General features: G+C 59.6%; 24 protein-coding genes and 2 pseudogenes. 12 read left to right on the plus strand and 14 right to left on the minus strand.

Annotated elements, in window-relative coordinates:
• Positions 1-86: 86 nt before the first annotated feature.
• On the plus strand, positions 87-1,433 hold the full coding sequence (locus tag ACYZT3_RS18635) for a class II 3-deoxy-7-phosphoheptulonate synthase (protein WP_462030444.1): 1,347 nt from the start codon (positions 87-89) through the stop codon (positions 1,431-1,433).
• Positions 1,434-1,502: 69 nt separating this feature from the next.
• On the opposite strand, the gene ACYZT3_RS18640 is transcribed toward ACYZT3_RS18635, so the two are convergent.
• The gene (locus ACYZT3_RS18640; RefSeq protein WP_462030445.1) at positions 1,503-2,732 is read right to left on the minus strand and encodes a winged helix-turn-helix domain-containing protein; all 1,230 of its coding nucleotides are present in this window, start codon (positions 2,730-2,732) and stop codon (positions 1,503-1,505) included.
• A gap of 64 nt (positions 2,733-2,796) precedes the next feature.
• Entirely contained in the window at positions 2,797-3,012 is a 216-nt protein-coding gene (locus ACYZT3_RS18645; protein WP_282376540.1) for a DUF1127 domain-containing protein, read from the minus strand.
• Positions 3,013-3,108: 96 nt separating this feature from the next.
• Here ACYZT3_RS18645 and ACYZT3_RS18650 point away from each other — a divergent pair, with 96 nt between their 5' ends.
• Positions 3,109-3,963 (plus strand): LysR substrate-binding domain-containing protein, encoded by an 855-nt coding sequence (locus ACYZT3_RS18650; protein WP_282376539.1) that lies wholly within the window; start codon positions 3,109-3,111, stop codon positions 3,961-3,963.
• Here the strand turns inward: ACYZT3_RS18650 and ACYZT3_RS18655 are convergent.
• Positions 3,953-4,687: a sulfite exporter TauE/SafE family protein gene (locus ACYZT3_RS18655; protein ID WP_462032396.1), complete on the minus strand. Its 735-nt coding sequence runs from the start codon at positions 4,685-4,687 to the stop codon at positions 3,953-3,955. The two genes, ACYZT3_RS18650 and ACYZT3_RS18655, sit on opposite strands and share 11 nt — an antisense overlap.
• 127 nt (positions 4,688-4,814) lie before the next feature.
• On the opposite strand from ACYZT3_RS18655, the gene ACYZT3_RS18660 reads away from it, so the two are divergent.
• The 3 genes and pseudogenes from ACYZT3_RS18660 to ACYZT3_RS18670 all read left to right on the plus strand — a co-directional run.
• On the plus strand, positions 4,815-5,771 hold the full coding sequence (locus ACYZT3_RS18660; RefSeq protein WP_282376537.1) for a LysR family transcriptional regulator: 957 nt from the start codon (positions 4,815-4,817) through the stop codon (positions 5,769-5,771).
• Between the two features lie 53 nt (positions 5,772-5,824).
• A pseudogene (locus ACYZT3_RS18665) lies at positions 5,825-6,172 on the plus strand (organic hydroperoxide resistance protein); the annotation flags it as partial.
• 12 nt (positions 6,173-6,184) lie between these two features.
• Positions 6,185-6,304: pseudogene (locus tag ACYZT3_RS18670) on the plus strand (alpha/beta hydrolase); the annotation flags it as partial.
• Positions 6,305-6,370: 66 nt separating this feature from the next.
• On the opposite strand, the gene ACYZT3_RS18675 reads toward ACYZT3_RS18670, so the two are convergent.
• Positions 6,371-6,940 carry an elongation factor P gene (locus ACYZT3_RS18675; RefSeq protein ID WP_032626910.1) on the minus strand — a complete coding sequence of 190 codons (570 nt, stop codon included), beginning with the start codon at positions 6,938-6,940 and terminating at the stop codon, positions 6,371-6,373.
• A gap of 48 nt (positions 6,941-6,988) precedes the next feature.
• Positions 6,989-8,131 carry an elongation factor P maturation arginine rhamnosyltransferase EarP gene (earP, locus tag ACYZT3_RS18680; RefSeq protein ID WP_282376535.1) on the minus strand — a complete coding sequence of 381 codons (1,143 nt, stop codon included), beginning with the start codon at positions 8,129-8,131 and terminating at the stop codon, positions 6,989-6,991.
• A gap of 124 nt (positions 8,132-8,255) precedes the next feature.
• On the opposite strand from earP, the gene ACYZT3_RS18685 reads away from it, so the two are divergent.
• Both ACYZT3_RS18685 and ACYZT3_RS18690 read left to right on the plus strand, forming a co-directional pair.
• On the plus strand, positions 8,256-8,666 hold the full coding sequence (locus ACYZT3_RS18685; RefSeq protein ID WP_462030446.1) for a hypothetical protein: 411 nt from the start codon (positions 8,256-8,258) through the stop codon (positions 8,664-8,666).
• Between the two features lie 14 nt (positions 8,667-8,680).
• Positions 8,681-9,163, plus strand: coding sequence for a GreA/GreB family elongation factor (locus ACYZT3_RS18690; RefSeq protein ID WP_282376533.1), 483 nt, complete (start codon positions 8,681-8,683; stop codon positions 9,161-9,163).
• A 9-nt stretch (positions 9,164-9,172) separates the two neighbouring features.
• Here the strand turns inward: ACYZT3_RS18690 and cysB are convergent, their stop codons facing one another.
• From cysB to ACYZT3_RS18715, 5 genes are all read right to left on the minus strand, one after another.
• Entirely contained in the window at positions 9,173-10,147 is a 975-nt protein-coding gene (gene cysB, locus ACYZT3_RS18695) for an HTH-type transcriptional regulator CysB (RefSeq protein WP_282376532.1), read from the minus strand.
• A 272-nt stretch (positions 10,148-10,419) separates the two neighbouring features.
• Positions 10,420-10,923, minus strand: coding sequence for a universal stress protein (locus ACYZT3_RS18700; RefSeq protein WP_282376531.1), 504 nt, complete (start codon positions 10,921-10,923; stop codon positions 10,420-10,422).
• A gap of 94 nt (positions 10,924-11,017) precedes the next feature.
• Positions 11,018-11,923 (minus strand): 5'-nucleotidase, encoded by a 906-nt coding sequence (locus tag ACYZT3_RS18705; protein ID WP_282376530.1) that lies wholly within the window; start codon positions 11,921-11,923, stop codon positions 11,018-11,020.
• A gap of 25 nt (positions 11,924-11,948) precedes the next feature.
• Positions 11,949-12,905, minus strand: coding sequence for a putative 2-dehydropantoate 2-reductase (locus tag ACYZT3_RS18710; RefSeq protein WP_282376529.1), 957 nt, complete (start codon positions 12,903-12,905; stop codon positions 11,949-11,951).
• On the minus strand, positions 12,902-13,288 hold the full coding sequence (locus tag ACYZT3_RS18715; RefSeq protein ID WP_462030447.1) for a YbbN family protein: 387 nt from the start codon (positions 13,286-13,288) through the stop codon (positions 12,902-12,904). The genes ACYZT3_RS18710 and ACYZT3_RS18715 overlap by 4 nt, the downstream gene beginning before the upstream one ends.
• Here ACYZT3_RS18715 and ACYZT3_RS18720 point away from each other — a divergent pair.
• Both ACYZT3_RS18720 and ACYZT3_RS18725 read left to right on the plus strand, forming a co-directional pair.
• Positions 13,287-13,730: a PilZ domain-containing protein gene (locus ACYZT3_RS18720; protein ID WP_282376527.1), complete on the plus strand. Its 444-nt coding sequence runs from the start codon at positions 13,287-13,289 to the stop codon at positions 13,728-13,730. The two genes, ACYZT3_RS18715 and ACYZT3_RS18720, sit on opposite strands and share 2 nt — an antisense overlap.
• Positions 13,731-13,858: 128 nt before the next feature.
• Entirely contained in the window at positions 13,859-14,935 is a 1,077-nt protein-coding gene (locus tag ACYZT3_RS18725; protein ID WP_462030448.1) for a 3-deoxy-7-phosphoheptulonate synthase, read from the plus strand.
• Positions 14,936-14,998: 63 nt separating this feature from the next.
• Here the strand turns inward: ACYZT3_RS18725 and ACYZT3_RS18730 are convergent, their stop codons facing one another.
• Complete coding sequence (locus tag ACYZT3_RS18730; protein ID WP_008057026.1) at positions 14,999-15,286, minus strand: GNAT family N-acetyltransferase; 288 nt, start codon at positions 15,284-15,286, stop codon at positions 14,999-15,001.
• A gap of 637 nt (positions 15,287-15,923) precedes the next feature.
• Between ACYZT3_RS18730 and oprI the strand changes: the two genes are divergently transcribed.
• Positions 15,924-16,175, plus strand: a complete 252-nt coding sequence (gene oprI, locus ACYZT3_RS18735) for an outer membrane lipoprotei OprI (RefSeq protein WP_002553018.1) — start codon at positions 15,924-15,926, stop codon at positions 16,173-16,175.
• 124 nt (positions 16,176-16,299) lie between these two features.
• Here the strand turns inward: oprI and ACYZT3_RS18740 are convergent, their stop codons facing one another.
• From ACYZT3_RS18740 to ACYZT3_RS18750, 3 genes are all read right to left on the minus strand, one after another.
• Positions 16,300-17,271, minus strand: a complete 972-nt coding sequence (locus ACYZT3_RS18740) for a L,D-transpeptidase family protein (RefSeq protein WP_282376525.1) — start codon at positions 17,269-17,271, stop codon at positions 16,300-16,302.
• A gap of 102 nt (positions 17,272-17,373) precedes the next feature.
• The gene (locus ACYZT3_RS18745) at positions 17,374-17,667 is read right to left on the minus strand and encodes a hypothetical protein (protein WP_123432651.1); all 294 of its coding nucleotides are present in this window, start codon (positions 17,665-17,667) and stop codon (positions 17,374-17,376) included.
• Between the two features lie 55 nt (positions 17,668-17,722).
• On the minus strand, positions 17,723-18,328 hold the full coding sequence (locus ACYZT3_RS18750) for an arylesterase (RefSeq protein WP_282376523.1): 606 nt from the start codon (positions 18,326-18,328) through the stop codon (positions 17,723-17,725).
• A 10-nt stretch (positions 18,329-18,338) separates the two neighbouring features.
• Between ACYZT3_RS18750 and ACYZT3_RS18755 the strand changes: the two genes are divergently transcribed.
• Together ACYZT3_RS18755 and ACYZT3_RS18760 are read left to right on the plus strand one after the other, a co-directional pair.
• The gene (locus ACYZT3_RS18755; RefSeq protein ID WP_282376522.1) at positions 18,339-19,022 is read left to right on the plus strand and encodes an ABC transporter ATP-binding protein; all 684 of its coding nucleotides are present in this window, start codon (positions 18,339-18,341) and stop codon (positions 19,020-19,022) included.
• Entirely contained in the window at positions 19,022-21,526 is a 2,505-nt protein-coding gene (locus ACYZT3_RS18760; protein WP_282376520.1) for an ABC transporter permease, read from the plus strand. Before ACYZT3_RS18755 ends, ACYZT3_RS18760 begins: the two co-directional genes overlap by 1 nt.
• Positions 21,527-21,535: the final 9 nt, after the last annotated feature.

A 21,535-nucleotide genomic window follows, 5' to 3' on the forward strand; every position in this document is an offset into this window, starting at 1 on the left:
CGCGATTGTCCGCGAAGCGACGGGAACAGGTCACGCACTAATTGCTGATAACATGACCGTCCAAGCGTAAAACACTAGAGACCGTGATGAGCCAACCCTGGAGCCCTGACAGCTGGCGCGCCCTGCCGATCCAGCAACAACCCCACTACCCCGACGCAGCGCATTTGCTGCAAGTCGAGCAAACGCTGGCCAGTTATCCGCCGCTGGTGTTTGCCGGTGAAGCCCGGGAGTTGCGCCGTCAGTTTGCCGAAGTGACCCAGGGCCGCGCGTTTCTGCTGCAGGGCGGCGACTGCGCTGAAAGCTTCGCCGAGTTCTCAGCCGCGAAAATCCGTGACACCTTTAAAGTGCTGCTGCAAATGGCGATCGTCATGACCTTCGCCGCCGGTTGCCCGGTGGTCAAGGTGGGGCGCATGGCCGGGCAGTTCGCCAAACCGCGTTCGGCCAACGACGAAACCATCGACGGCGTAACCCTGCCGGCCTACCGTGGCGACATCGTCAACGGCATCGGTTTCGATGAAAAAAGCCGCGTGCCGGACCCGGAGCGCCTGCTGCAGTCCTATCACCAGTCCACCGCGACCCTGAACCTGCTGCGCGCCTTTGCCCAGGGCGGTTTCGCCGACCTGCATCAGGTGCACAAGTGGAACCTGGATTTCATCGCCAACTCGGCGCTGGCCGAGAAGTACAGCCACCTGGCCGATCGCATTGATGAAACCCTGGCGTTCATGCGCGCCTGCGGCATGGACAGCTCGCCGCAACTACGCGAAACCAGTTTCTTCACCGCTCACGAAGCGCTGTTGCTGAATTACGAAGAAGCCTTCGTGCGTCGCGACAGCCTGACCAACGATTACTACGATTGCTCGGCGCACATGCTGTGGATCGGCGACCGCACCCGTCAGCTGGACGGCGCTCACGTCGAATTCCTGCGCGGCGTGAACAACCCGATCGGGGTCAAAGTCGGCCCGAGCATGAACCCCGAAGACCTGATTCGCCTGATCGATGCACTCAACCCGGACAACGATCCGGGTCGCTTGAACCTGATTGCTCGGATGGGCGCGAACAAGGTTGGCGATCATTTGCCGGCGTTGATCCGCGCGGTGCAACGTGAAGGCAAGCAGGTGCTCTGGAGTTCCGACCCGATGCACGGCAACACCATCAAGGCCAGCAGCGGCTACAAGACCCGCGACTTCGCACAGATTCTTGGCGAGGTGAAGCAGTTCTTCCAGGTTCACGAAGCGGAAGGCACTTATGCCGGCGGTATCCACATCGAGATGACCGGGCAGAATGTCACCGAGTGCATTGGTGGCGCGCGGCCGATTACCGAAGACGGGTTGTCGGACCGGTACCACACCCATTGCGATCCGCGGATGAATGCCGATCAGTCGCTGGAATTGGCGTTTTTGATTGCCGAGACGTTGAAGCAGGTTCGGCGTTAAATCGCGTTAAGCCCTTCGCGGGCAAGCCTCGCTCCCGTAGGAGCGAGGCTTGCCCGCGAAGGCGCCAGCTCAGTCACCACCAATCTCCTTCAATGCCACCCGCAACCGCGCCGCACTCGCCCGCGGACAATTCAACTGAACCCGCTCAAGCCCCAGCCAATCCGCCATCTGCCGCAGATTAACCGCCAACGCCAGCATCCCCTCGTCATCCAGCCCCGGCTCTTCCTCATGCACAGCGTGCACCGCCAGTCTGCCCAGCGCCCGCTCGGCGCGCAGGTCCACCCGCGCGGCAATCCGTTCATTGTGCAAAAACGGCAACACGTAATAGCCATAGACCCGCTTGTCCTGCGGCGTATAAATCTCCAGCCGATAGCGAAAATCGAACAGGCGCTCAGTGCGGCTGCGCTCCCAGATCAACGAATCAAACGGTGAAAGCAAAGCGCTGGCCTCAACCTTGCGCGGCACTTTCGGATCCGGCAGACAGTAGGCCGGTTGCCGCCAGCCCTGGACTTCACAGCACAGCAATTCACCCGCCTCCACCAGTTCCGCCAAGCGCGGACGGGCATCACCGGGACTCAGGCGAAAATAATCGCGCAGGTCCTTTTCAGTCGCCACACCCAAGGCATTCGCCGCATGTCGCAACAAACCGCGCTGGGCCTCAGCTTCCGAGAGCAACGGTTGCTGGAGTATCGCCGAAGGAATCACCCGCTCCGGCAGATCATAAAGCCGTTCGAACCCACGCCGCCCGGCCACGGTCACTTCACCGGCGGCGAACAACCACTCCAGCGCATGCTTTTCCGCGCTCCAGTCCCACCAGGGCCCTGCCCGCTCCTGACGGGTCGATAGACTTCCGGCACCCAGCGCGCCCAGCGCCTGAACCGAGGCCAGCACCCGACGAATCGTGTCCTGCTGCTCACGACCGAAACGTGCCAGTTGCTGGTAGATATCTTCGCCCCGGGTCGCGCGCAGCATGCGCCAGCGCATCAACGGGTACATCGACAAGGGCAGCAACGAGGCTTCATGCCCCCAATATTCGAAAAGCGTGCGCCGCCGGCCCGAACTCCAAGCAGCCTGGTCGAGCAAGTCGGATGAATAATTGCCGAGGCGGGAAAACAAGGGAAGGTAGTGCGAACGCACCAACGCATTGACCGAATCGATCTGCAGAATACCCAACCGTTCAATCAGACGATTGAGCTGAACCGGTTTGATCGCCGCTGGCGGCTGGCGCCCGTTGAACCCTTGGGCAGCCAGCGCCAGACGCCGAGCCTGTTTGATGGAAAAGGACAGTGTTGCGGGCATGAGCATCTCCTTGTCTGCTCGCAACCTACCTCACCGGGAGACGGTTTGTGTAGTTGTGCTTTACTCATTTGTGCATCGGGTCATCCCAAAATGGGCGGATGGCTTCGTGCTCGACATCCGCACGACTGAGCCCGATGTCCTTCAACGCTTCATCACTCATGCCTGCCAACATTTCACGTTCACGGTGCAGTTCGTACCAGCGGTTAACTTTGTGCAGCAAATCGGATATCAGGTGGATGGAGTGTTTTTCTACGTCTGCATAACCTTTTTGACCTTTCATCGTGTTGCCCTCCGTTTGGGATGGCTCAAGTGTCGCGCCGGGGCTAAGATCAATCCAACGAATGTTTCTGATGTAACACATCTCGGAGATTGATGAATGTCTGCCTACCCGAGTATCGACACCGAAGTGCTGCGCACCTTTGTCGCCATCGCCGATCAGGGCGGCTTTACCCGTGCCGGCGAGTTGGTCAACAGGACCCAGTCCGCCGTGAGCATGCAGATGAAGCGGCTGGAAGAGGATGTGTTGCAGCGTCAGTTATTCCAGCGCGACGGACGGCAGGTGCGACTGACGGCTGAGGGACAGGTGTTGCTCGGCTATGCCCGACGCATCCTCAAGCTGCACAGTGAAGTGTTCAATACGCTGCGCGAGCCGCACATGGTCGGCATGGTGCGCATCGGCACGCCGGACGATTACGTGATGCGTTTTTTGCCGGGAATTCTGCGGCGATTTGCGCAGACGTATCCGCTGATCCAGATCGAGGTGCACTGCGAATCATCAAAACAATTGCTGCTGCGCCAGGACCTGGACTTGACCATCGTCACCCGCGAACCGGGCAACGAAATCGGCCAGTTGCTGCGCAAAGAGCGCTTTGTCTGGGCCGAGGCGCAATGTTTCAGCGCCCACGAACAAACGCCGCTGCCGCTGGCGATGTTCAACAGTGATTGCTTCTGCCGCTTATGGGCCTGCAATGCACTGGATGCCATGGGTCGCGATTACCGCGTGGCGTACAACAGCGACAGCCTGTCGGCAATCATGGCGGTGGTCAGTGCCGGCCTGGCGGTGACCGCGCAACTGGAAAGCCTGGTCACCCCGGACATGCGCATTCTCGGTGAAGCCGAAGACCTGCCGATCCTGCCAGAAGCCAGCATCATGCTGCTGCGCAACCTGCACAACCCCTCGCCGATCACCGAGTGCCTGGCCGAACACATCGTCGAAGGTTTCAAACTTTAAGGGCCAGCATTACCGCGCAGAGCACCAGGAAACCGCAGAACAGTCCGCGCAGCAGCCGCTCCGGCAGCGCGTGAGCGATCCTCACGCCCCAGCTGATGCTCATCAGGCCACCGACCGCCAAGGGCAGACCGATCATCCAGTCCACCTGATGGTGCACCGCGTAAGTCACCAGCGTGACACCCGTGCTCGGCAACGCCAGCGCCAGCGCCAACCCCTGCGCAACCACCTGACTGGTGCCGAACAGACTGGTTAGCACCGGCGTTGCCACCACCGCCCCGCCCACGCCAAATAACCCGCCCATGGTGCCGGAGGCGGCACCGAGTACGCCCAGCCATGGCCATGAATAATTCATCTGCGCAGACGCCGGCGCGTTGGCGCAGAACATTCGCACCAGGTTGTAGGCCGACAGAGCAACCAGGAACGCGACAAATCCGACGCGCATGGTTTGCGCATCAATGCCGACCGCCCAGATCGAACCGATCCAGGCGAAACAGAAACCCATCGAAGCCAATGGCAGCGCATGGCGCAATTCAATGCGATTACGCTGGTGATAACGCCACAGCGCCAGCATCACGTTGGGCACCACCATCACCAGCGCCGTGCCTTGGGCAACCTGCTGATCGAGGCCGAACAACACGCCCAGCAGCGGAATCGCGATCAAACCACCGCCAATGCCGAATAACCCACCGAGGGTTCCCAGGGCGGCGCCAAAGACCAGATACATCAAAAACTCACTCACAGGCGATTTTCCCTTTACGTCAGGCTACTCATCCTACGCAGTCGGCTCTGGCGGGGAAACGCACAGCAACGCACAATGGCTGTGCCAACTTCGCATAAGCGCGGATTACACCATGAACCCCAATCAATTGACCGAACAACTGGGCCTGTTCCTCGACGTGCTGGAAACCGGCAGTTTTTCCGCCGCGTCCCGCCGCCACCCACTGACCCCTTCGGCCGTGGCGCGGCGCATCGACAGCCTGGAAAACGCCGTCGGCAGCCAGTTGTTCATTCGCAGCACCCACGCGGTGCGCGCAACCCCGGCAGGTCTGGCTTTTGCCGAACGCGCGCGGCGTATCGTGGCTGAACTGCGGCTGGCTCGGGCTGAAGCGGTATCCTTGAGCAGTGCACCGGAAGGCTTGATTCGGATCGATGCACCGGCAGCGTTTGGACGGCGACATCTGGCGCCGGTGATTGCCGATTTTCTGATGCTCTACCCAGGTCTCGACGTGCAGCTGCACCTGATCGACAGTTTCGTCGACATGCAGGGTTTGAATCTGGGTAAGGTCGATCTGGTGCTGCGCGCCGGGCAAATGGCCGATACCCGGCTGGTGGCCACGCCGCTGGCGAGTATGGTGCGCATTGCCTGCGCCAGCCCCGAGTATTTGCAACGGCGTGGCGTGCCGACCGATCCGGCGCAGCTGATTGAGCACGATGGGCTCGACTGGGATGGCCTGGCCCCGCCGTTCGCCTGGCGTTTCGAACGGGGTGGGCAGATGCACTTGCACCGCCCGGCGCGGATTCGCATGAGCGCCAACAATGCCGAGGCGCTGGTCTGCGGCGCATTGGCCGGGCTGGGTATCGCGCACTTGCCGACCTGGCTGGCCAGCGAATACTTGCTGCGCGGCGAGTTGCTGCCACTGTTTTGCGAAAACGGCCTACCAACACCGGAGACCACCGGCATTTATGCGCTGCGCCTGGAGCAACAACCCAATTCCCGCAGTCGCTTGTTACTGGAATACCTGAAGACCCGCTTCAGCCCGATCCCGCCGTGGGATCTGGCGCTGCAAAATACCCTCGATCAGCACTAGGCTAAAATTGTCTGGCGCAGTAAAGATTCGCCCGCTAAATTCTAGAGATCACCATCCTCGACGTGAAACTCGCCACGCCCAAGGAACTCGGTGGTGCTGGCGGCGCAGCGACCAACCCTGAGCAACTGTTCGCAGCCGGTTACTCCGCCTGCTTCATCGGCGCGCTGAAACTCGTTGCCAGCCAGACCAAACGCAAACTCCCGGACGACGCCTCGATCACCGCTCATGTAGGCATCGGCCAGATCCCTGGTGGTTTCGGTCTGGACATCGACCTGCACGTCAGCTTGCCGGGTCTTGAACACGCCGATGCGCAAAGCCTGTTCGACGCCGCACACCAGGTCTGCCCGTACTCCAACGCCACCCGTGGCAACGTCGATGTGCGCCTGCACGTTACCGTCTGACGCTGATTCCCTGCAGTTCGCTACAACGGCATGATCCACGACTATGGTTTGCTTAACGTGGTGAGCCAGGTTCCAGCGGTGCGTTCGGCGATGTTGCAGGCGTCCGAAGAGCTCAAGCAACACCTCAAGTAAGTGGTAAATCGCAGGTACAAAAAAGCCCGACTCAATGGTCGGGCTTTTTCATTCCTGAAGCGGTGCTTATTTAGCACGGCCTTTGTAGGAACCGCCTTCGCGGGTATCGATCTCGATTCTGTCACCGATTTCGATGAAGTCAGCAACTTGCAATTCAGTACCGTTGCTCAGCTTGGCAGGCTTCATTACTTTGCCCGAAGTGTCACCGCGAGCGGAGCCTTCGGTGTAGTCAACTACGCGCACGATAGTGGTCGGCAGTTCTACGGAAACCAGACGTTCTTCGAAGAAGATCGCTTCGCAAACATCGGTCATGCCTTCTTCAACGAAAGGCAGAACGGCTTCGATGTCTTCGGCGTTCAGCTCGTACATGGTGTAGTCGGTGGTGTCCATGAACGTGTAGGTGTCGCCGCTGATGAAGGACAGGGTCGCTTCTTTGCGGTCGAGGATTACGTCGTCCAATTTGTCGTCGGCGCTGTAAACGATCTCGGTCTTGTAACCGGTCAGCAGGTTTTTCAGCTTGGTCTTCATGATCGCGCTGTTACGACCAGACTTGGTGAATTCAGCTTTCTGAACCAGCCAAGGATCGTTTTCGAGACGGATCACGGTACCGGGTTTCAGTTCTTTACCAGTTTTCATTGCGAATATCCGAATTTGGATGGGATTTACAAAAATCTAGGCCGCGTATCATATCCAATTTACATAAAACTGTACCAGCGCTGCGGCAAGATCATCCTGCAAGGCTTGTTCCAAACACCACGCTTCGGCGTGTTTTTGCAGTTCTGGCCAGTGTTTGCGGGTCGCCAGCCAGTGGTCGGACATTGTCTCACCGGCATTCCACGAATGCCAAAGACCGCTGATTGCCTCTCTGGCAGGCTCCGACAGTTCTTTTGTGTACAGAGCGAGGAAGGCCTCGAGCTTGTCCAGATGGATGTCTTCGTCCTGCTGATAGATGTGCCAGAGCAGCGGCCGGCCCGCCCATTGGGCGCGGACAAAGGAATCTTCACCGCGCACGGCGTTGAAATCGCAGCACCACAGCAACAGGTCATACTGGTCCTGTCGGACGAATGGCAGCACTTGCACGGTCAAGGCATCGCGCACATGCACGGCGCCGGCCACCAGACCGTCCACCCCGAGCCAACGCGCGACATCCCCAAGAACCCGACCTTCGGGCACCAGCAGATGAGTGGGCGTCGAGTCGGCAGCCATTGCATCAAACCAACTGGCCAGCCCTTTATTTTCGTAGGCAAACAGCGAGACCAACTGCGCACCTTGCGCGCGATCAATCCCTAAACCCTGCAGGAATTCTCGCTGGGACTCTGGGTTTTGTTGAAATTGCTGACGACGCTCAAGCAATCCGCTTTCACGCAACAAGCCGCCCGTGCCCTTCTGGAATCCTGGGAAGAAAAAGAATTTTTGTACGCTTTTGTACTTCACCGACGGCAAACCGTGGCAGCCGACGATCCAGTCCTCGGCACTCAGATAGTCGAGATTCATCCACAGCGGCGGTTTTTCCCGCTCGGCCATGGCGTCCATGTAAGCACCCGGCAATTGGCAGGCGAACGCGGCGATCACCACATCCGCAGCTTCCGTGGGCTGCCAGTTGGCCGTCCACTGACGCACTTCGACGCCCTGCTGCCATTGTTGTGAGGCGTTGATGTCGATGTCCGGGCACAAGCGCTCGAAGGCCCGCAGATCATCGACCCACAAGCGCACCGTCACCGAATGTTCGGCCACCAGTTGTCTGGCCAGACGCCAGGTCACACCGATGTCACCAAAGTTGTCGACCACTGTGCAGAAAATATCCCAGCGGGCTTTCATTTCAGGCATTCCAGGCTCCCGTTGGCAAAGGCGCCGATTGTCCTCATAAACTACCCCGTGCAGAAGAGCCGACGGCGATTAATCTTCATGCGACAATCGCCACTCGCCCGCGACCACCCGCCAGGAGGCAGCCATGCCCTACCGTCCAAACCCGCGCCGCCCGTTGCCGATCCAGCTCAGCGCCTTGCAACTGACCGGCAGCATTGCCCTGGGTGTGTGGCTGGGGTTTATCGCAATCGCGCTGACGTGCTGGCTCGCCTCTCGCCTACTGTTCAACGAGCCATTGGCGCCCGTGGCTGAGGCTTTACAACAACTGGCCAAACCGCCGGTGGTGGTGCAACCGGTGCCGGATAGTCCTCCGCAGAGCCCGCTGTTCGAGCAGTACGAAGAGAACCTGCACAAAAACGAGCAGCAGCAAAGGCTGGATCAGGCGCGCAGCAGCAGCCGCAACCTGTCGAACCCCAAATGCCAGTTCTGGTTGCAACAGGACCAGACTGCACCGAGCGAAAAAAGCCGCGCCAACGTCCAGCAATTCTGCGATTGATCATGAACCTGACCATGCACAAGCCTACCGTCCACCAACTGATACTCGACAAGCTGCGGATCGATCTCGACATCGCCGAGCGTGCCGCGCAAACCGCTTACGAAACCGCGACCCACGAAGAAAACATCGCCGAGAACAAATACGACACTCTGGGTCTCGAGGCGTCATACCTCGCGGCCGGGCAGGCGAAGCGGGTCGAGGAGATCCGTCATTCACTGACGCTTTGCCAGAACCTGACGTTGCGCCCGTATGACGATCAGCGCGGTATCGAAGTCGGCGCCCTGCTCGGTCTCGCAGACGAAAAGGGACGTGAACAATGGCTGTTCCTGGCCCCCGACGCGGCGGGATTGAAGGTCGATCTGGTGGGGCAATGGATCACCGTCATCACCCCCCGCTCGCCGCTGGGCAAAAGCCTGCTGGGCAAGTTCGAAGGGGACGGGGTGGAGATTCTGGTGGCAGGTGCTCGGCAACAGTTTGCTGTTACCGAGGTGGTGTAGAAAGGGAGATTAATGGACCGGCAGTTCGACGCCGTCGAACAGCTCTTCCAATTCCTGCTTGTTGTGGCACTGGATGGCTTTGGCCATGACTTCGCGGGTCAGGTGCGGGGCGAACTTCTCGATGAAGTCGCACATGAAGCCACGCAGGAACGTGCCACGACGGAAACCGATTTTAGTAATGCTGGATTCGAACAAATCGCTGGCATCCAGCACGACCAGGTCGCTGTCGAGTTTGGCATCGACCGCCATTTTCGCCACGATGCCCACGCCCAGGCCCAGGCGAACGTAAGTCTTGATCACGTCGGCGTCGGCGGCGGTGAACACCACTTTCGGCGTCAGGCCGCGATGGCTGAACGCTTCGTCGAGTTTCGAGCGGCCGGTAAAACCGAACACATACGTCACGATCGGGTATTCGGCCAGGGCTTCGAGGGTCAACTTCGACAGCTTGGTCAGCGGGTGGCCCTGAGGCACGACCACGCAGCGGTTCCAGCGATAGCACGGCATCATCACCAGATCACCGAACAGCTCCAGCGCTTCGGTGGCAATGGCGAAATCCACGGTGCCGTCAGCGGCCATTTCGGCAATCTGCATCGGCGAACCTTGGTGCATGTGCAGGGCGACGTCCGGGTATTGCTTGATGAAATTGCTGATCACCGGTGGTAATGCATAACGCGCCTGGGTGTGCGTGGTGGCGATCGACAGGGTGCCTTTCTTCTCGTTGGAGAATTCCTGGGCAATCTGCTTGATGCTTTCAACCTTGCGCAGGATCTCGCCGGCGGTGGTGATGATGCGCTCGCCGGCCGGGGTGACGCGTGTCAGGTGCTTGCCGCTGCGAGCGAAAACCTCGACCCCCAATTCGTCTTCCAGCAGGCGGATCTGCTTACTGATGCCCGGTTGCGACGTGTAAAGGCTTTGGGCTGTAGCGGAAACGTTGAGGTCGTGGTGCGCCACTTCCCAGATGTAGCGCAATTGTTGAAGCTTCATATGAATCCCTCAAAGCAGGTAGACGCCACGGGCATCAGCGACGGTATATAACTATATTAATGGTTTGAAGAATAAATCTAGAACTTTTTTATCAAACTGCCACTATTCGTGTTCTGTGTCCTGCCTCGTGAATACGCTCCTCTTTTGACGAGTGGCTGTTGCTGCCAGGCAAGGCGCCGCGACGAGTCATAGCCCGCTATGGCGAGGAGCGGCAACGCAGCATGGCAGAAACAGACGCCGTCAAAAAGGAACAGTATTTGCGAGGCAGGACACTAACGATCCCCTTGGCGACGACGTTCCACCAGCGGCACCAGATAGACCGGTACCCGAGACAGTTGCAACACCCGCGCTGCAGTCCGCCCCAAAGGCGTTTCCGCGCCAGCACCATGGCTATGACTACCTACGATCAACAAATCCACGGAGAGTTTCTGCGCCTGGTCGAGAATCACCTGCGACGGGTCACCCTGAAGCACCCGTACCGCTTTAATTCGTTCCAGGTCGTGCTCCCCTTCGCCCCCCAGCTCTTCACGAAAGCTGTCGAGTACCCGCTGCTCGATATTGGCGATCACCGTATTCAGGCCCTGGCTGTGAAACTCGTTCAACGCCTGCTCATCGAGGTAACTCTGAAGCACCGATTCGGCGAACAACCCCATCGGTTCAACGGCGTGCACCACGTAGAGGTCGGCATTGAATGTTCGAGCCAGCGCCAAGGCATGTTGCATCACCAACGGTGCATACAGGCCGAGGTCGGTGGCATACAGCATCGAATGAATCATATGACCTCCTCGAGTGCCAACATGGCCGAGATTGATTCAGCTTAGCAGTGCCTTGGCGAGTACGACGTCCCGCGTAACGCGTTGAACCGGGGGCTTAAACCTTCTGCTCGTTGCTTATGCCATGGGGCACGTGACCGGTGGCGACCACCTCGCGGGCCAGCTCGCAGTGACCAGCCTGATCGTCGAAAAACACGTCGGCGGCAAACGCTTCGAGAAACGCCGATTTGGTCAGGCCGCCGAGAAACAGCGACTCGTCCAGACGAATGTCCCATTCGCGCAAGGTACGAATGACTCGCTCATGGGCCGGCGCCGATCGCGCAGTCACCAGCGCGGTGCGGATCGGACAGGCGTCATCGGGGAACTCGCGCTGCAACAGATTGAGGGCCGCAAGGAAGCCTTTGAACGGCCCACCGCGCAGCGGCTCGCGGGCGGCTTCGCGCTCGCTGGCCTGAAACGCTTCCAGACCACCGGACTGATAGACGCGTTCCGATTCATCGGAAAACAGCACCGCGTCACCATCGAAGGCAATGCGCAATTCATCACTGGCCGCACGGCTGGCGCCACCCGACAGAATGGTCGCCGCGGCGAACCCGGCATCCAGTGCACTGCGCACGTCTTCGGCATGCGTCGAGAGGAACAGGTCGCAGCCAAACGCCTTGAGGTACGGATAAGGACTGCGCCCGCCGACAAACGCCGCGCGGGAAATCGCCAAGCCATAGTGGTGGATCGAATTGAACACCCGCAGGCCGGTGTCGGCACTGTTGCGTGACACCAGGATCACTTCGACCCGGGCGCGGCCGAGGCGGGTGTTCAAGTTGAGGAGTTTTTGCACCAACGGGAATGCATCACCGGGCTCGAGGATTTCATCTTCGTGTTCGATCTGATATTGCCGATAGGCCTCGACGCCGCTCGACAGATAGACCTTGTGGCTTTCGCTCAGGTCGAACAGCGCACGCGAAGAAATCGCCAGCACCAGTTTGTCGTCGATCGTTTTTGCCATGCCCTTCTCCCCAAGGTTGATCGACTCAAGTGTTACGTCGATCGATAAAACTCAAACTGCGATACAAGGCTTCGATTCGCGGCAATTCGCATCCTGCCGCTTTGGCCGCCGCCAGGGGCCGGGCGTAAATCGCCTCCAGCTCCAGCGGTCGCTTGTGCAGAAAATCGTGGTACATGCTCGGCCAGTAGTCGGGCATTTTTTCGGTCACCGTGAACAGATGGTCGGCATATCCGGCCGGTACGTCGTGACCGCAAGCGAGTGCGCCTTGAACCACTTCAGCCATCAGAGCCTTGATCAGCTCCCGACTGTCGGCATCGGCCATCAATGGCGCAGTGCTCGCCCCAAGCAGCACCGACAGACCGTTGTAAGGGATATTCCAGACCAGCTTTTGCCAGCGCGCCTGATGCAGATTCGCCATGACCTGGGAATCGATGCCGGCGGTGCGAAACAGCCGGGCGCCCTCCTCGACAATCGCCATGCGCGTCTGCTCATCGGCTGCTGGGCCACTGTGATAGCCAACATTCACTGCGCCGAGCGCCTGATGGGTGATGACACCTGGTCCGTCGCGATGGACGCAGATATAGCAGAGCCCACCGAGCACGTGCAGCGAATCGGGAAGCAACGCCCGCAAGCTGTCTTCGACTTCCAGACCGTTTTGCAACAGCAGCACCTTGGCATTCGGTGCCGCCGCTTGAACGATGGCCGGCGCCAGATCCGCATTGCTGGTGGTTTTTGCGCTGACCAGCAACCAGTCGCAGGGCGGCATGTCTTCGGCCGTCGAATAGGCCTGAACCGGATTCAACGTCAGCGCGCCGTGCACCGCACTGTCGAGTTGCAGTCCGTGCTCGGCAACGGCCGAAAACTCACTGCGCAATAGAAAATGCACATCGAAACCAGCACGCGCCAGCATCAACCCGTAGAACCCGCCGATCGCGCCGGTGCCGATAATACCGATTGTCGGTTTGGTCACTGCCCCCATCATGGCAACTCCTCTGCAATTCGACTCAACGCCTGACCCACGGCTTCATTGAGCTCGGTGCCGGTCAGGCGCGATTTTAGCGCCCCGAAGAATTCACCGTCGCGCACCACAAACAGCGCCGGCAAGTAAAAGACCTGATAACGCTCGACCACGCCGCCATTGTTCCCCGCGTCAATCCAGCACAGTCGATCAACGTTCAGATCGAGTCGTGGCAACTGCTCACGGGCAAAACGGCAACTGGCGCAGCCGACACTGGTGAAAATAACCAGCGACACACCGCTCATCGCCAGCAGCCGTTGGTCGGCGTCGAAATCATCCAGCTCCGATTCGACCACTATACTGGGGGAAACAATGTCAGATGGCCGACACATGGAGTCCGTGTTCATGGGACGTTTTATTCCTCACCCTGACGATGTGCCCGTCGAATTAACATTGCTCAAACCTGAGTGTATTTCGCGGCAACAGCTGCACACTATCAGCCTCGGGGGCATGGCTTGCAATTATCACCGGGCGTGGCGCCACGGTACGGCGCTGGAAGTGCGCATGCCCACCTTAAACCCCGACATACGTTTTCTGGGCTATGTGGCCTGGTGCCTGCGGCGCAAGCGCGGCTATCTGGTAGGCATCGCTTTTGTTGACGAGCAGATGATGTTCAGTGCCCGAATGGGCGAGCAAGTGTGCCAGATCGAGCGTTACTGCCGCCTGCATGACGCGCACGACGACCTGCAGGAAACTCAAGCCCTGGCCCTCGAATGGGTCCAGGAGCACGCCGATGAGTTCTCTCACGACACGGTTCGCAGGGTATTTGCACAGGCTGTGCTGGATTAAACCGGCGTCTGCCCATTGTCGAGCCACGGTGTAACGCGCTAAGGTTCTGCTCCCCGACGCGATTAATTTGCTGTGCTCCGCCGCGCGGGTTCGCTGGCGGCCGGCACCCGTGACCTGACGAGTAAACGATGGCTGATTTACCGATCAACGACCTAAACGTCGCCTCCAACGAGACCCTGATCACTCCCGATCAGCTCAAGCGTGATATCCCACTGAGCGACGCTGCCCTGCGCACCGTCACCAAGGGCCGCGAAGTCATTCGCAACATTCTTGATGGCACCGACCACCGCCTCTTTGTTGTCATCGGGCCTTGCTCGATCCACGACATCAAGGCTGCCCACGAATACGCCGAGCGCCTGAAGGCGCTTGCGGCCGAAGTGTCCGATACCCTGTATCTGGTCATGCGCGTGTATTTCGAGAAGCCACGCACCACCGTCGGCTGGAAAGGTTTGATCAACGATCCGTACCTGGACGACTCCTTCAAGATTCAGGACGGTTTGCACATCGGCCGAAAGTTGTTGCTGGACCTGGCCGAGATGGGCCTGCCGACCGCGACCGAAGCCCTCGACCCGATCTCCCCGCAGTACTTGCAGGACCTGATCAGCTGGTCGGCCATCGGTGCGCGCACCACAGAATCCCAGACTCACCGTGAAATGGCTTCCGGCCTGTCCTCGGCAGTCGGCTTCAAGAACGGCACCGACGGCGGCCTGACCGTAGCGATCAACGCACTGCAATCGGTTTCCAGCCCGCACCGTTTCCTCGGTATCAACCAGGAAGGTGGCGTGTCGATCGTCACCACCAAAGGCAACGCCTACGGTCACGTGGTATTGCGCGGTGGCAACGGCAAACCGAACTACGATTCGGTCAGCGTCGCGCTTTGCGAGCAAGCGTTGAACAAGGCGAAGATCAAGCCGAACATCATGGTCGATTGCAGTCACGCCAACTCCAACAAGGACCCGGCCCTGCAACCGCTGGTGATGGAGAATGTCGCCAACCAGATCCTCGAAGGCAACCAGTCGATCATCGGCCTGATGGTCGAAAGTCATCTGAGCTGGGGCTGCCAGGCGATTCCAAAAGACCTCGCCGACCTGCAATACGGCGTATCGATCACCGATGCCTGCATCGACTGGTCTGCTACCGAAAATACCTTGCGCAGCATGCACGCCAAGCTCAAGGATGTGCTGCCAAAACGTGATCGCACCTGATCACCGTTTTTCGCGCACAAAAAAAACGCCGGGCTTAACCCGGCGTTTTTTTATGTGTACGGTTTACTGGCTCAGTTTGGCCGCATGCCGCTGGTGACGCTCCATGTAACGCTCCACGTAGGAACACGATGGAATGACGGTGTAGCCCATTTCCTCAGCGTACTCCAGCGCCTTCTCGGTCAAGGCTGCCGCAATGCCACGACCACGCAGTGCGTTGGGCACGAAGGTGCGATAGATATCCAGGGTCTGTTTCCCCAGATCCATATAGGTCAGGTAGGCACGATGACCGTCCACATTGGTCTCGAACTGATGACCAGCCTGGTCATGGTGGATGGACAACGCCTCGCTCATCACTACTCCTCGCGGGTCTGGAATTCTGACCCCTACCTTACCGATGTTTTTCCGGCGAAGAAACATCTACGCCACCCCGTGCCTGAGTGGACACCGAGAAGAGCCGCACCCATCTCGCGCAACCGAGCACGTATCAAATAGTAGGCACCATTGGCAGAAATGCTCAAGGTACGCTCGTCATCACACGGGTTGGCGGGTGCTGCTCCGGGTTACGCAGAGACGGCTCGACCAAGATCTCTGAAGGTCGATAGCCTGAACATTGCCGGATGTTGAGACTTAAGACGAGCGCCCTTTGTTAAAGTCACCTGAACATGGAGAAAGATATGAGAGGCGCCACGCAAAATCCGAACAAAAGTGTAGACGAATCCATCTAGACAGACTTTAGCCGAGACTCGGAAAAGAGCTGTGAGCGCGCGGAACCTTTCTTCGGCGGCTCGCTCAGTTCGGGCCTCCCAGCTGGATATTTTTTAAACAATGCAGTTAAAAGTTGCTCGAAAAAGAATCAACGCCTACAATTTTTTTTGCTTCTTGCTATACGTCAGTTTACTTACGACAAGTAATGGGTAGTATGTACGCCGGCTATTTCCTCACTCTGAGGAGACAGCTACTTAATAGAAAGTCCTTGAAGGGGAACACGATGAACAACGTTCTGAAATTCTCTGCTCTGGCTCTGGCCGCAGTTCTGGCTACCGGTTGCAGCAGCGTATCGAAAGAAACAGAAGCACGTCTGACAGCTACTGAAGACGCAGCTGCTCGCTCCCAGGCTCGTGCAGACGAAGCTTACCGTAAAGCTGATGAAGCTCTGGCTGCTGCTCAAAAAGCACAACAGACTGCTGACGAAGCTAACGAGCGTGCTCTGCGCATGCTGGACAAAGCTAGCCGCAAGTAATAATCCTTAGGGATTGTTATCAAGCCGACCCATTTTTTGGGTCGGCTTTTTTATTGCCCGGGGTTTTGTCCAGGCCATAAAAAACCCGCCGGCGCAGTCAGCGTCGGCGGGTTCTGTTCAAGCATTACTGCAGCGGGTCGATCGGTGCACTCGTCACCATCGGCGCCGAGGAATTCGGCACTCCGATTTCCACCGGCAGGCCATCTTCGGCGGCAACCACGTCGCGGACCACATCCCAGTTCATACGCAGGTTGTTGGTGATGTCCTCACGCTTGAGCATCGCGTTGATCACCGCGGTGTGCTTGTCGACCACAGAGGGGTTGCCCTTGTCGTCCAGCGGCGTGTGCGCTTCCAGATACACCTTGCCGCCACTGACACCGAACTTGTACGGGTCGCTGATAATACGCACCGACGTCCCAACCGGAACCATGCCGGCCATCTCCAGCACGTTGTTGTTGAACATGCGGAAGCAACCATGACTGGTGCGCATGCCAATGCCGAACTTCTTGTTCGAACCGTGGATCAAGTAGCCCGGAGTGCCCAGCGTGAACTTGAACGGCCCCAACGGGTTGTCCGGACCGGCCGGCACCACGTTCGGCAGCGGATCGCCGTCAGCGGCGTGCTCGGCCTTGATCGACGCTGGTGGGGTCCAGGTCGGGTTCGGCGTCTTGGCGATGATGCTGGTATGGGCAATCGGCGAGCCCCAGCCTTCACGGCCGATACCCAGCGGGAAGGTGTACACCACGTTCCGGCCTTTCGGGAAGTAATAGAGGCGGTACTCGGCCAGGTTGATGACGATGCCTTCACGCGGGCCCGGTGGCAGGATGAAGCGCGTCGGCAGCACCACTTCGGTGCCAGCGCCCGGCAACCATGGATCGACGCCAGGGTTGGCCGCGACCATTTCCGAATAGCCCAGATCGTAGGTGGTGCCAAGGTCGGCGAAGGTGTCTTCGTACTTGGCCTTGATCACCTGGACCTGACCGATGATGTCTTCACCGGGCGGTGGCAGGGGCAGCTCCAATGCTGCTACGGGACCCGCCACACAGAGGGCGGCGAGAGACAGGTAGCGGGTGACGGCAGGAAAGCGCGGCAACATCCGGAAAATCCTTCGCATGATCGACAAGGGTATTAAAACGGGATTGTACACCGGCGCCTGGAAAATCGGGGAGTTGACCGATAGCAAGCAATGTATCGGGTACTAAAGCTCGAAACGCAGCTCAGGCCAGATCGGCGATGTACCGCGTTTTTGCGATTCCAGAATGGCCCGGCACAGCGAGCACAGGCGCTGGTCCTGGAACACTCGGCGTTCGACGCTCGACCAGCGCGGTTGTGCTGGCAGCAGGCTGCCGCATAAGGTCCGGTCCGCCGAGCCGCCCAGCTCCAGCTGACGGGTCACCAGATGTACCCGCACTTCCTGGCAGGCGAACAGATCCAGCTGTTCGTCAGGCTCGATCAGTTGATAAGCAAAAAGGGACCAGGCAGGACGTGGCATCGGGGGCTCCAAATCGGGGCGCCACCTTAGCCGAAACACCGCCGCTAGAAAAGCGTCAAAGCAACGGTTTCAGTGTCGGCCAGACATTTTCCAGCAACTTGTCCTGAGCCCCGGCAGCCGGGTGCAAGCCGTCGGCTTGCATCAAGTCCGGGTGACCGCCCACGCCGTCGAGAAAAAACGGCACCAACGGGATCTTTTTCTCGTTGGCCAGCGTGCTGTAGACCTTCGCGAAGGCCTCGGTATAACGAACGCCGTAGTTGGGTGGCAATTGCATGCCGAGCAGCAGCACCTTGGCGCCACTGGCGCGGGAGCTGTCGATCATCGCCGCAAGGTTTTGTTGCAATTGCGTTGGCAGCAATCCGCGCAGGCCATCGTTGCCGCCCAACTCGAGGATTACCAACTCAGGCTTATGCTCTGCAAGCAGCGCGGGCAGGCGCGCCTGGCCTCCGGCACTGGTGTCGCCGCTGATGGACGCGTTGACCACTTTATCGTCGAAACCTTCGCGCTTGAGCCGTTGCTCGAGCAGGGAGACCCATCCCAACCGGGTATCCAGCCCGAAACCCGCGCTGATACTATCGCCAACGATCAGGACTGTACCCGCCGCTGCGTTCTGGGCCATGCACATCAAGGCCAGGCCAGCACTCAAAAACCACACACGCATCGGATTCTCCATGGGCGCAAGTATTCTCACCGCGAAGAACCTCAGCAAAGTGGTTCCCAGCGCGGAAGGTGAACTGACTATCCTGCACGAACTCAGCCTGGAACTGAACAAGGGCGACAGCCTGGCCATTGTCGGCGCCTCCGGTTCCGGCAAATCCACCCTCCTCGGCCTGCTCGCCGGCCTCGACCTGCCGAGCAGCGGCGACGTCACCCTCGCAGGGCAAACCCTGAGCGATCTCGACGAAGACCAGCGCGCGCGCATCCGGGCCGAGCATGTCGGTTTTGTGTTCCAGTCCTTTCAGCTGCTCGACAGTCTCAACGCCCTGGAAAACGTCATGCTGCCGCTGGAACTCGACGGCCGCAAAGACGCCCGTGAACGCGCCACCGAGCTGCTGCAACGGGTCGGCCTGGGCCAGCGGCTGACCCATTCGCCACGCCAACTTTCGGGTGGCGAACAGCAGCGCGTGGCGATCGCCCGTGCGTTTGCCGCCGAACCCGATGTGCTGTTTGCCGACGAACCCACCGGTAACCTCGACAGCCACACCGGCGAGCGCATCAGCGATCTGCTGTTCGAACTCAACCAGGAACGCGGCACCACCCTGGTGCTGGTGACCCACGACGAACGCCTGGCACATCGCTGCCGGCGCCTGATCCGCCTTGAAGCCGGCCTGCTGGTCGCCCCTCTGGAGCCTTGATGGCACGCCTGCCACTGCTGCGCCTGTTCAGTCTTGCCATCCGCCAACTGCTGCGCGACGCCCGCGCCGGCGAGTTGCGGGTTTTATTCTTTGCCTTGCTGGTGGCTGTCGCGGCGAGCACCGCCATCGGTTACTTCGGTGCCCGCCTGAACGGCGCCATGATGCTGCGCGCCACCGAGTTTCTCGGCGCTGACCTGTTGCTGGAAGGCAGTTCGCCGGCACGGCCCGAACAGATCAAAAGCGGCACGGAGCTGGGTCTCGAACACGCTCAAGTGGTGGAGTTCTCCAGCGTCATCGCCACTGACAACGGCATTCAGCTGTCCAGTATCAAAGCCGCCGATGAGGTTTACCCACTGCGCGGTGAACTGAAAAGTGCCCCGGCGCCCTTTGCCCCGGAAGAACCCGGCGGCGGACCGAAACCCGGTGAAGCCTGGGTCGAAGCGCGACTGCTGACCGCGCTGAATTTGAAGATTGGCGACAGCATCGATGTTGGCATACGAACCCTGAAGCTGGCGCGAGTGCTGACCTACGAACCGGACCGCGCCGGCAACTTCTACAGCCTCACGCCGCGAGTGCTGATCAACCTCAGCGACCTCGCGGCGACGGGTGTGGTGCAACCCGGCAGCCGCGTCAGTTACCGCGAACTCTGGCGCGGTAAAGCCGAGGCGCTGGAAACCTATCGTCAATTGATCAAACCCGGCCTGGCCCCCAACCAGCGTTTGCAGGATGCCCGGGATGGCAACCGACAGATTGGCGGCGCATTGGGCAAGGCCGAGCGTTACTTGAACATGGCCAGTCTGGTCGCGGTTCTGCTGTCCGGTGTAGCAGTGGCGCTGTCGGCGACGCGCTTCGCCACCCGCCGATTCGATGCCAGTGCATTGCTGCGTTGTCTGGGGCTGTCCCGGCGGGAAACCATGGTGCTGTTCAGTTTGCAACTGACAGTGCTCGGACTGCTCGCCAGTATCAGCGGCGCCCTCATCGGCTGGTTCGCGCAGCTGGGTTTGTTCGCGCTGCTGCATGATTTATTGCCGACCGACGTTCCGCCGGGCGGTCTGTTTCCAGCCATCGCCGGGATCGGCACCGGGCTGGTGGCGCTGGCCGGTTTTGCCTTGCCACCACTGGCTGCACTGGGTCGCGTTCCGCCATTGCGGGTATTACGTCGGGACATGTTGCCGATTCCTTCCAGCACCTGGATGGTTTACGGCGCGGCATTGGGCGCCCTTGGGTTGATCATGTGGCGTCTGAGCCTGGACCTGGTGTTGACCTTCGCCCTGCTCGGTGGCGGTGTGATCGCGGCGTTGGTGCTTGGCGGTTTGCTGTTGCTGCTTCTGAAGAGTCTGCGCCGAATGCTGGCGCGCGCCTCTTTACCATGGCGCCTCGGACTGGGCCAATTGCTGCGTCATCCGCTGGCGGCAGCGGGACAATCCCTGGCGTTCGGTTTGATTCTGCTGTCCATGGCGCTGATCGCATTGCTGCGGGGCGAGTTGCTGGACACCTGGCAGAACCAGCTACCGAAAAACGCGCCTAACTATTTCGCGCTTAACATTCTGCCGGCGGACAAACAGGCGTTCATCGATCGCCTGATCAAACTGTCGGCGCAATCGGCGCCGCTATACCCGGTGGTACCTGGACGGCTGATCAGCGTCAACGGCGAGCCGGTACAGGAAATCGTCAGCAAGGATTCGGCCGGTGATCGAGCGATCCAGCGCGACCTGAGCCTGACCTGGGCGGCGGATTTGCCGGCGGGCAACAAACTCACGGCGGGCAACTGGTGGGCCGAACAGACGCCGGACGAGATTCCCGGCGTATCGGTGGAAGGCAAAGTCGCCGAAAGCCTGAAACTCAAGCTGGGCGATCACCTGGTGTTCACCGTCGGCGGGGCCAATCGGGAAGCGAAAGTCACCAGCCTGCGAGACATCAACTGGGACAACTTCCAGCCTAACTTCTTCATGATCTTCCAGCCCGGCACGCTGAAGGATCTGCCGGCGACCTACCTGACCAGTTTTTATCTGGCGGCGGGTCATGATCAGCAGATCGTGGATCTGTCGCGGGCCTTCCCGGCGGTGACCATTCTGCAAGTCGAAGCCTTGCTCGCACAGCTGCGCAGTATCCTCGGTCAAGTCACCCTGGCGGTGGAATACGTGCTGTTGTTCGTGTTGGCGGCGGGGATGGCGGTGTTGTTTTCAGGCTTGCAGGCGACGCTCGATGAACGTATTCGCCAAGGCGCATTGTTGCGAGCGCTGGGGGCTGAGCGCCAATTGTTGGTCAAGGCCCGGCGGATCGAGTTTGGTTTGCTTGGGGCGGTCAGTGGATTGTTGGCCGCGCTGGGCTCGGAACTGGTGAGTTTGGTGCTCTACCGCTACGCCTTCGACCTGCCCTGGCATCCGCATCCGTGGTTGTTGATACTGCCGTTGATCGGCGCCGTGCTGATCGGTGGTGCCGGTGTATTCGGCACTCGTCGGGCCTTGAACGCCAGCCCACTGACAGTCCTGCGCGAGGGTTGATAGACTCAA

The organism is Pseudomonas sp. MDT1-16 (assembly GCF_054898115.1).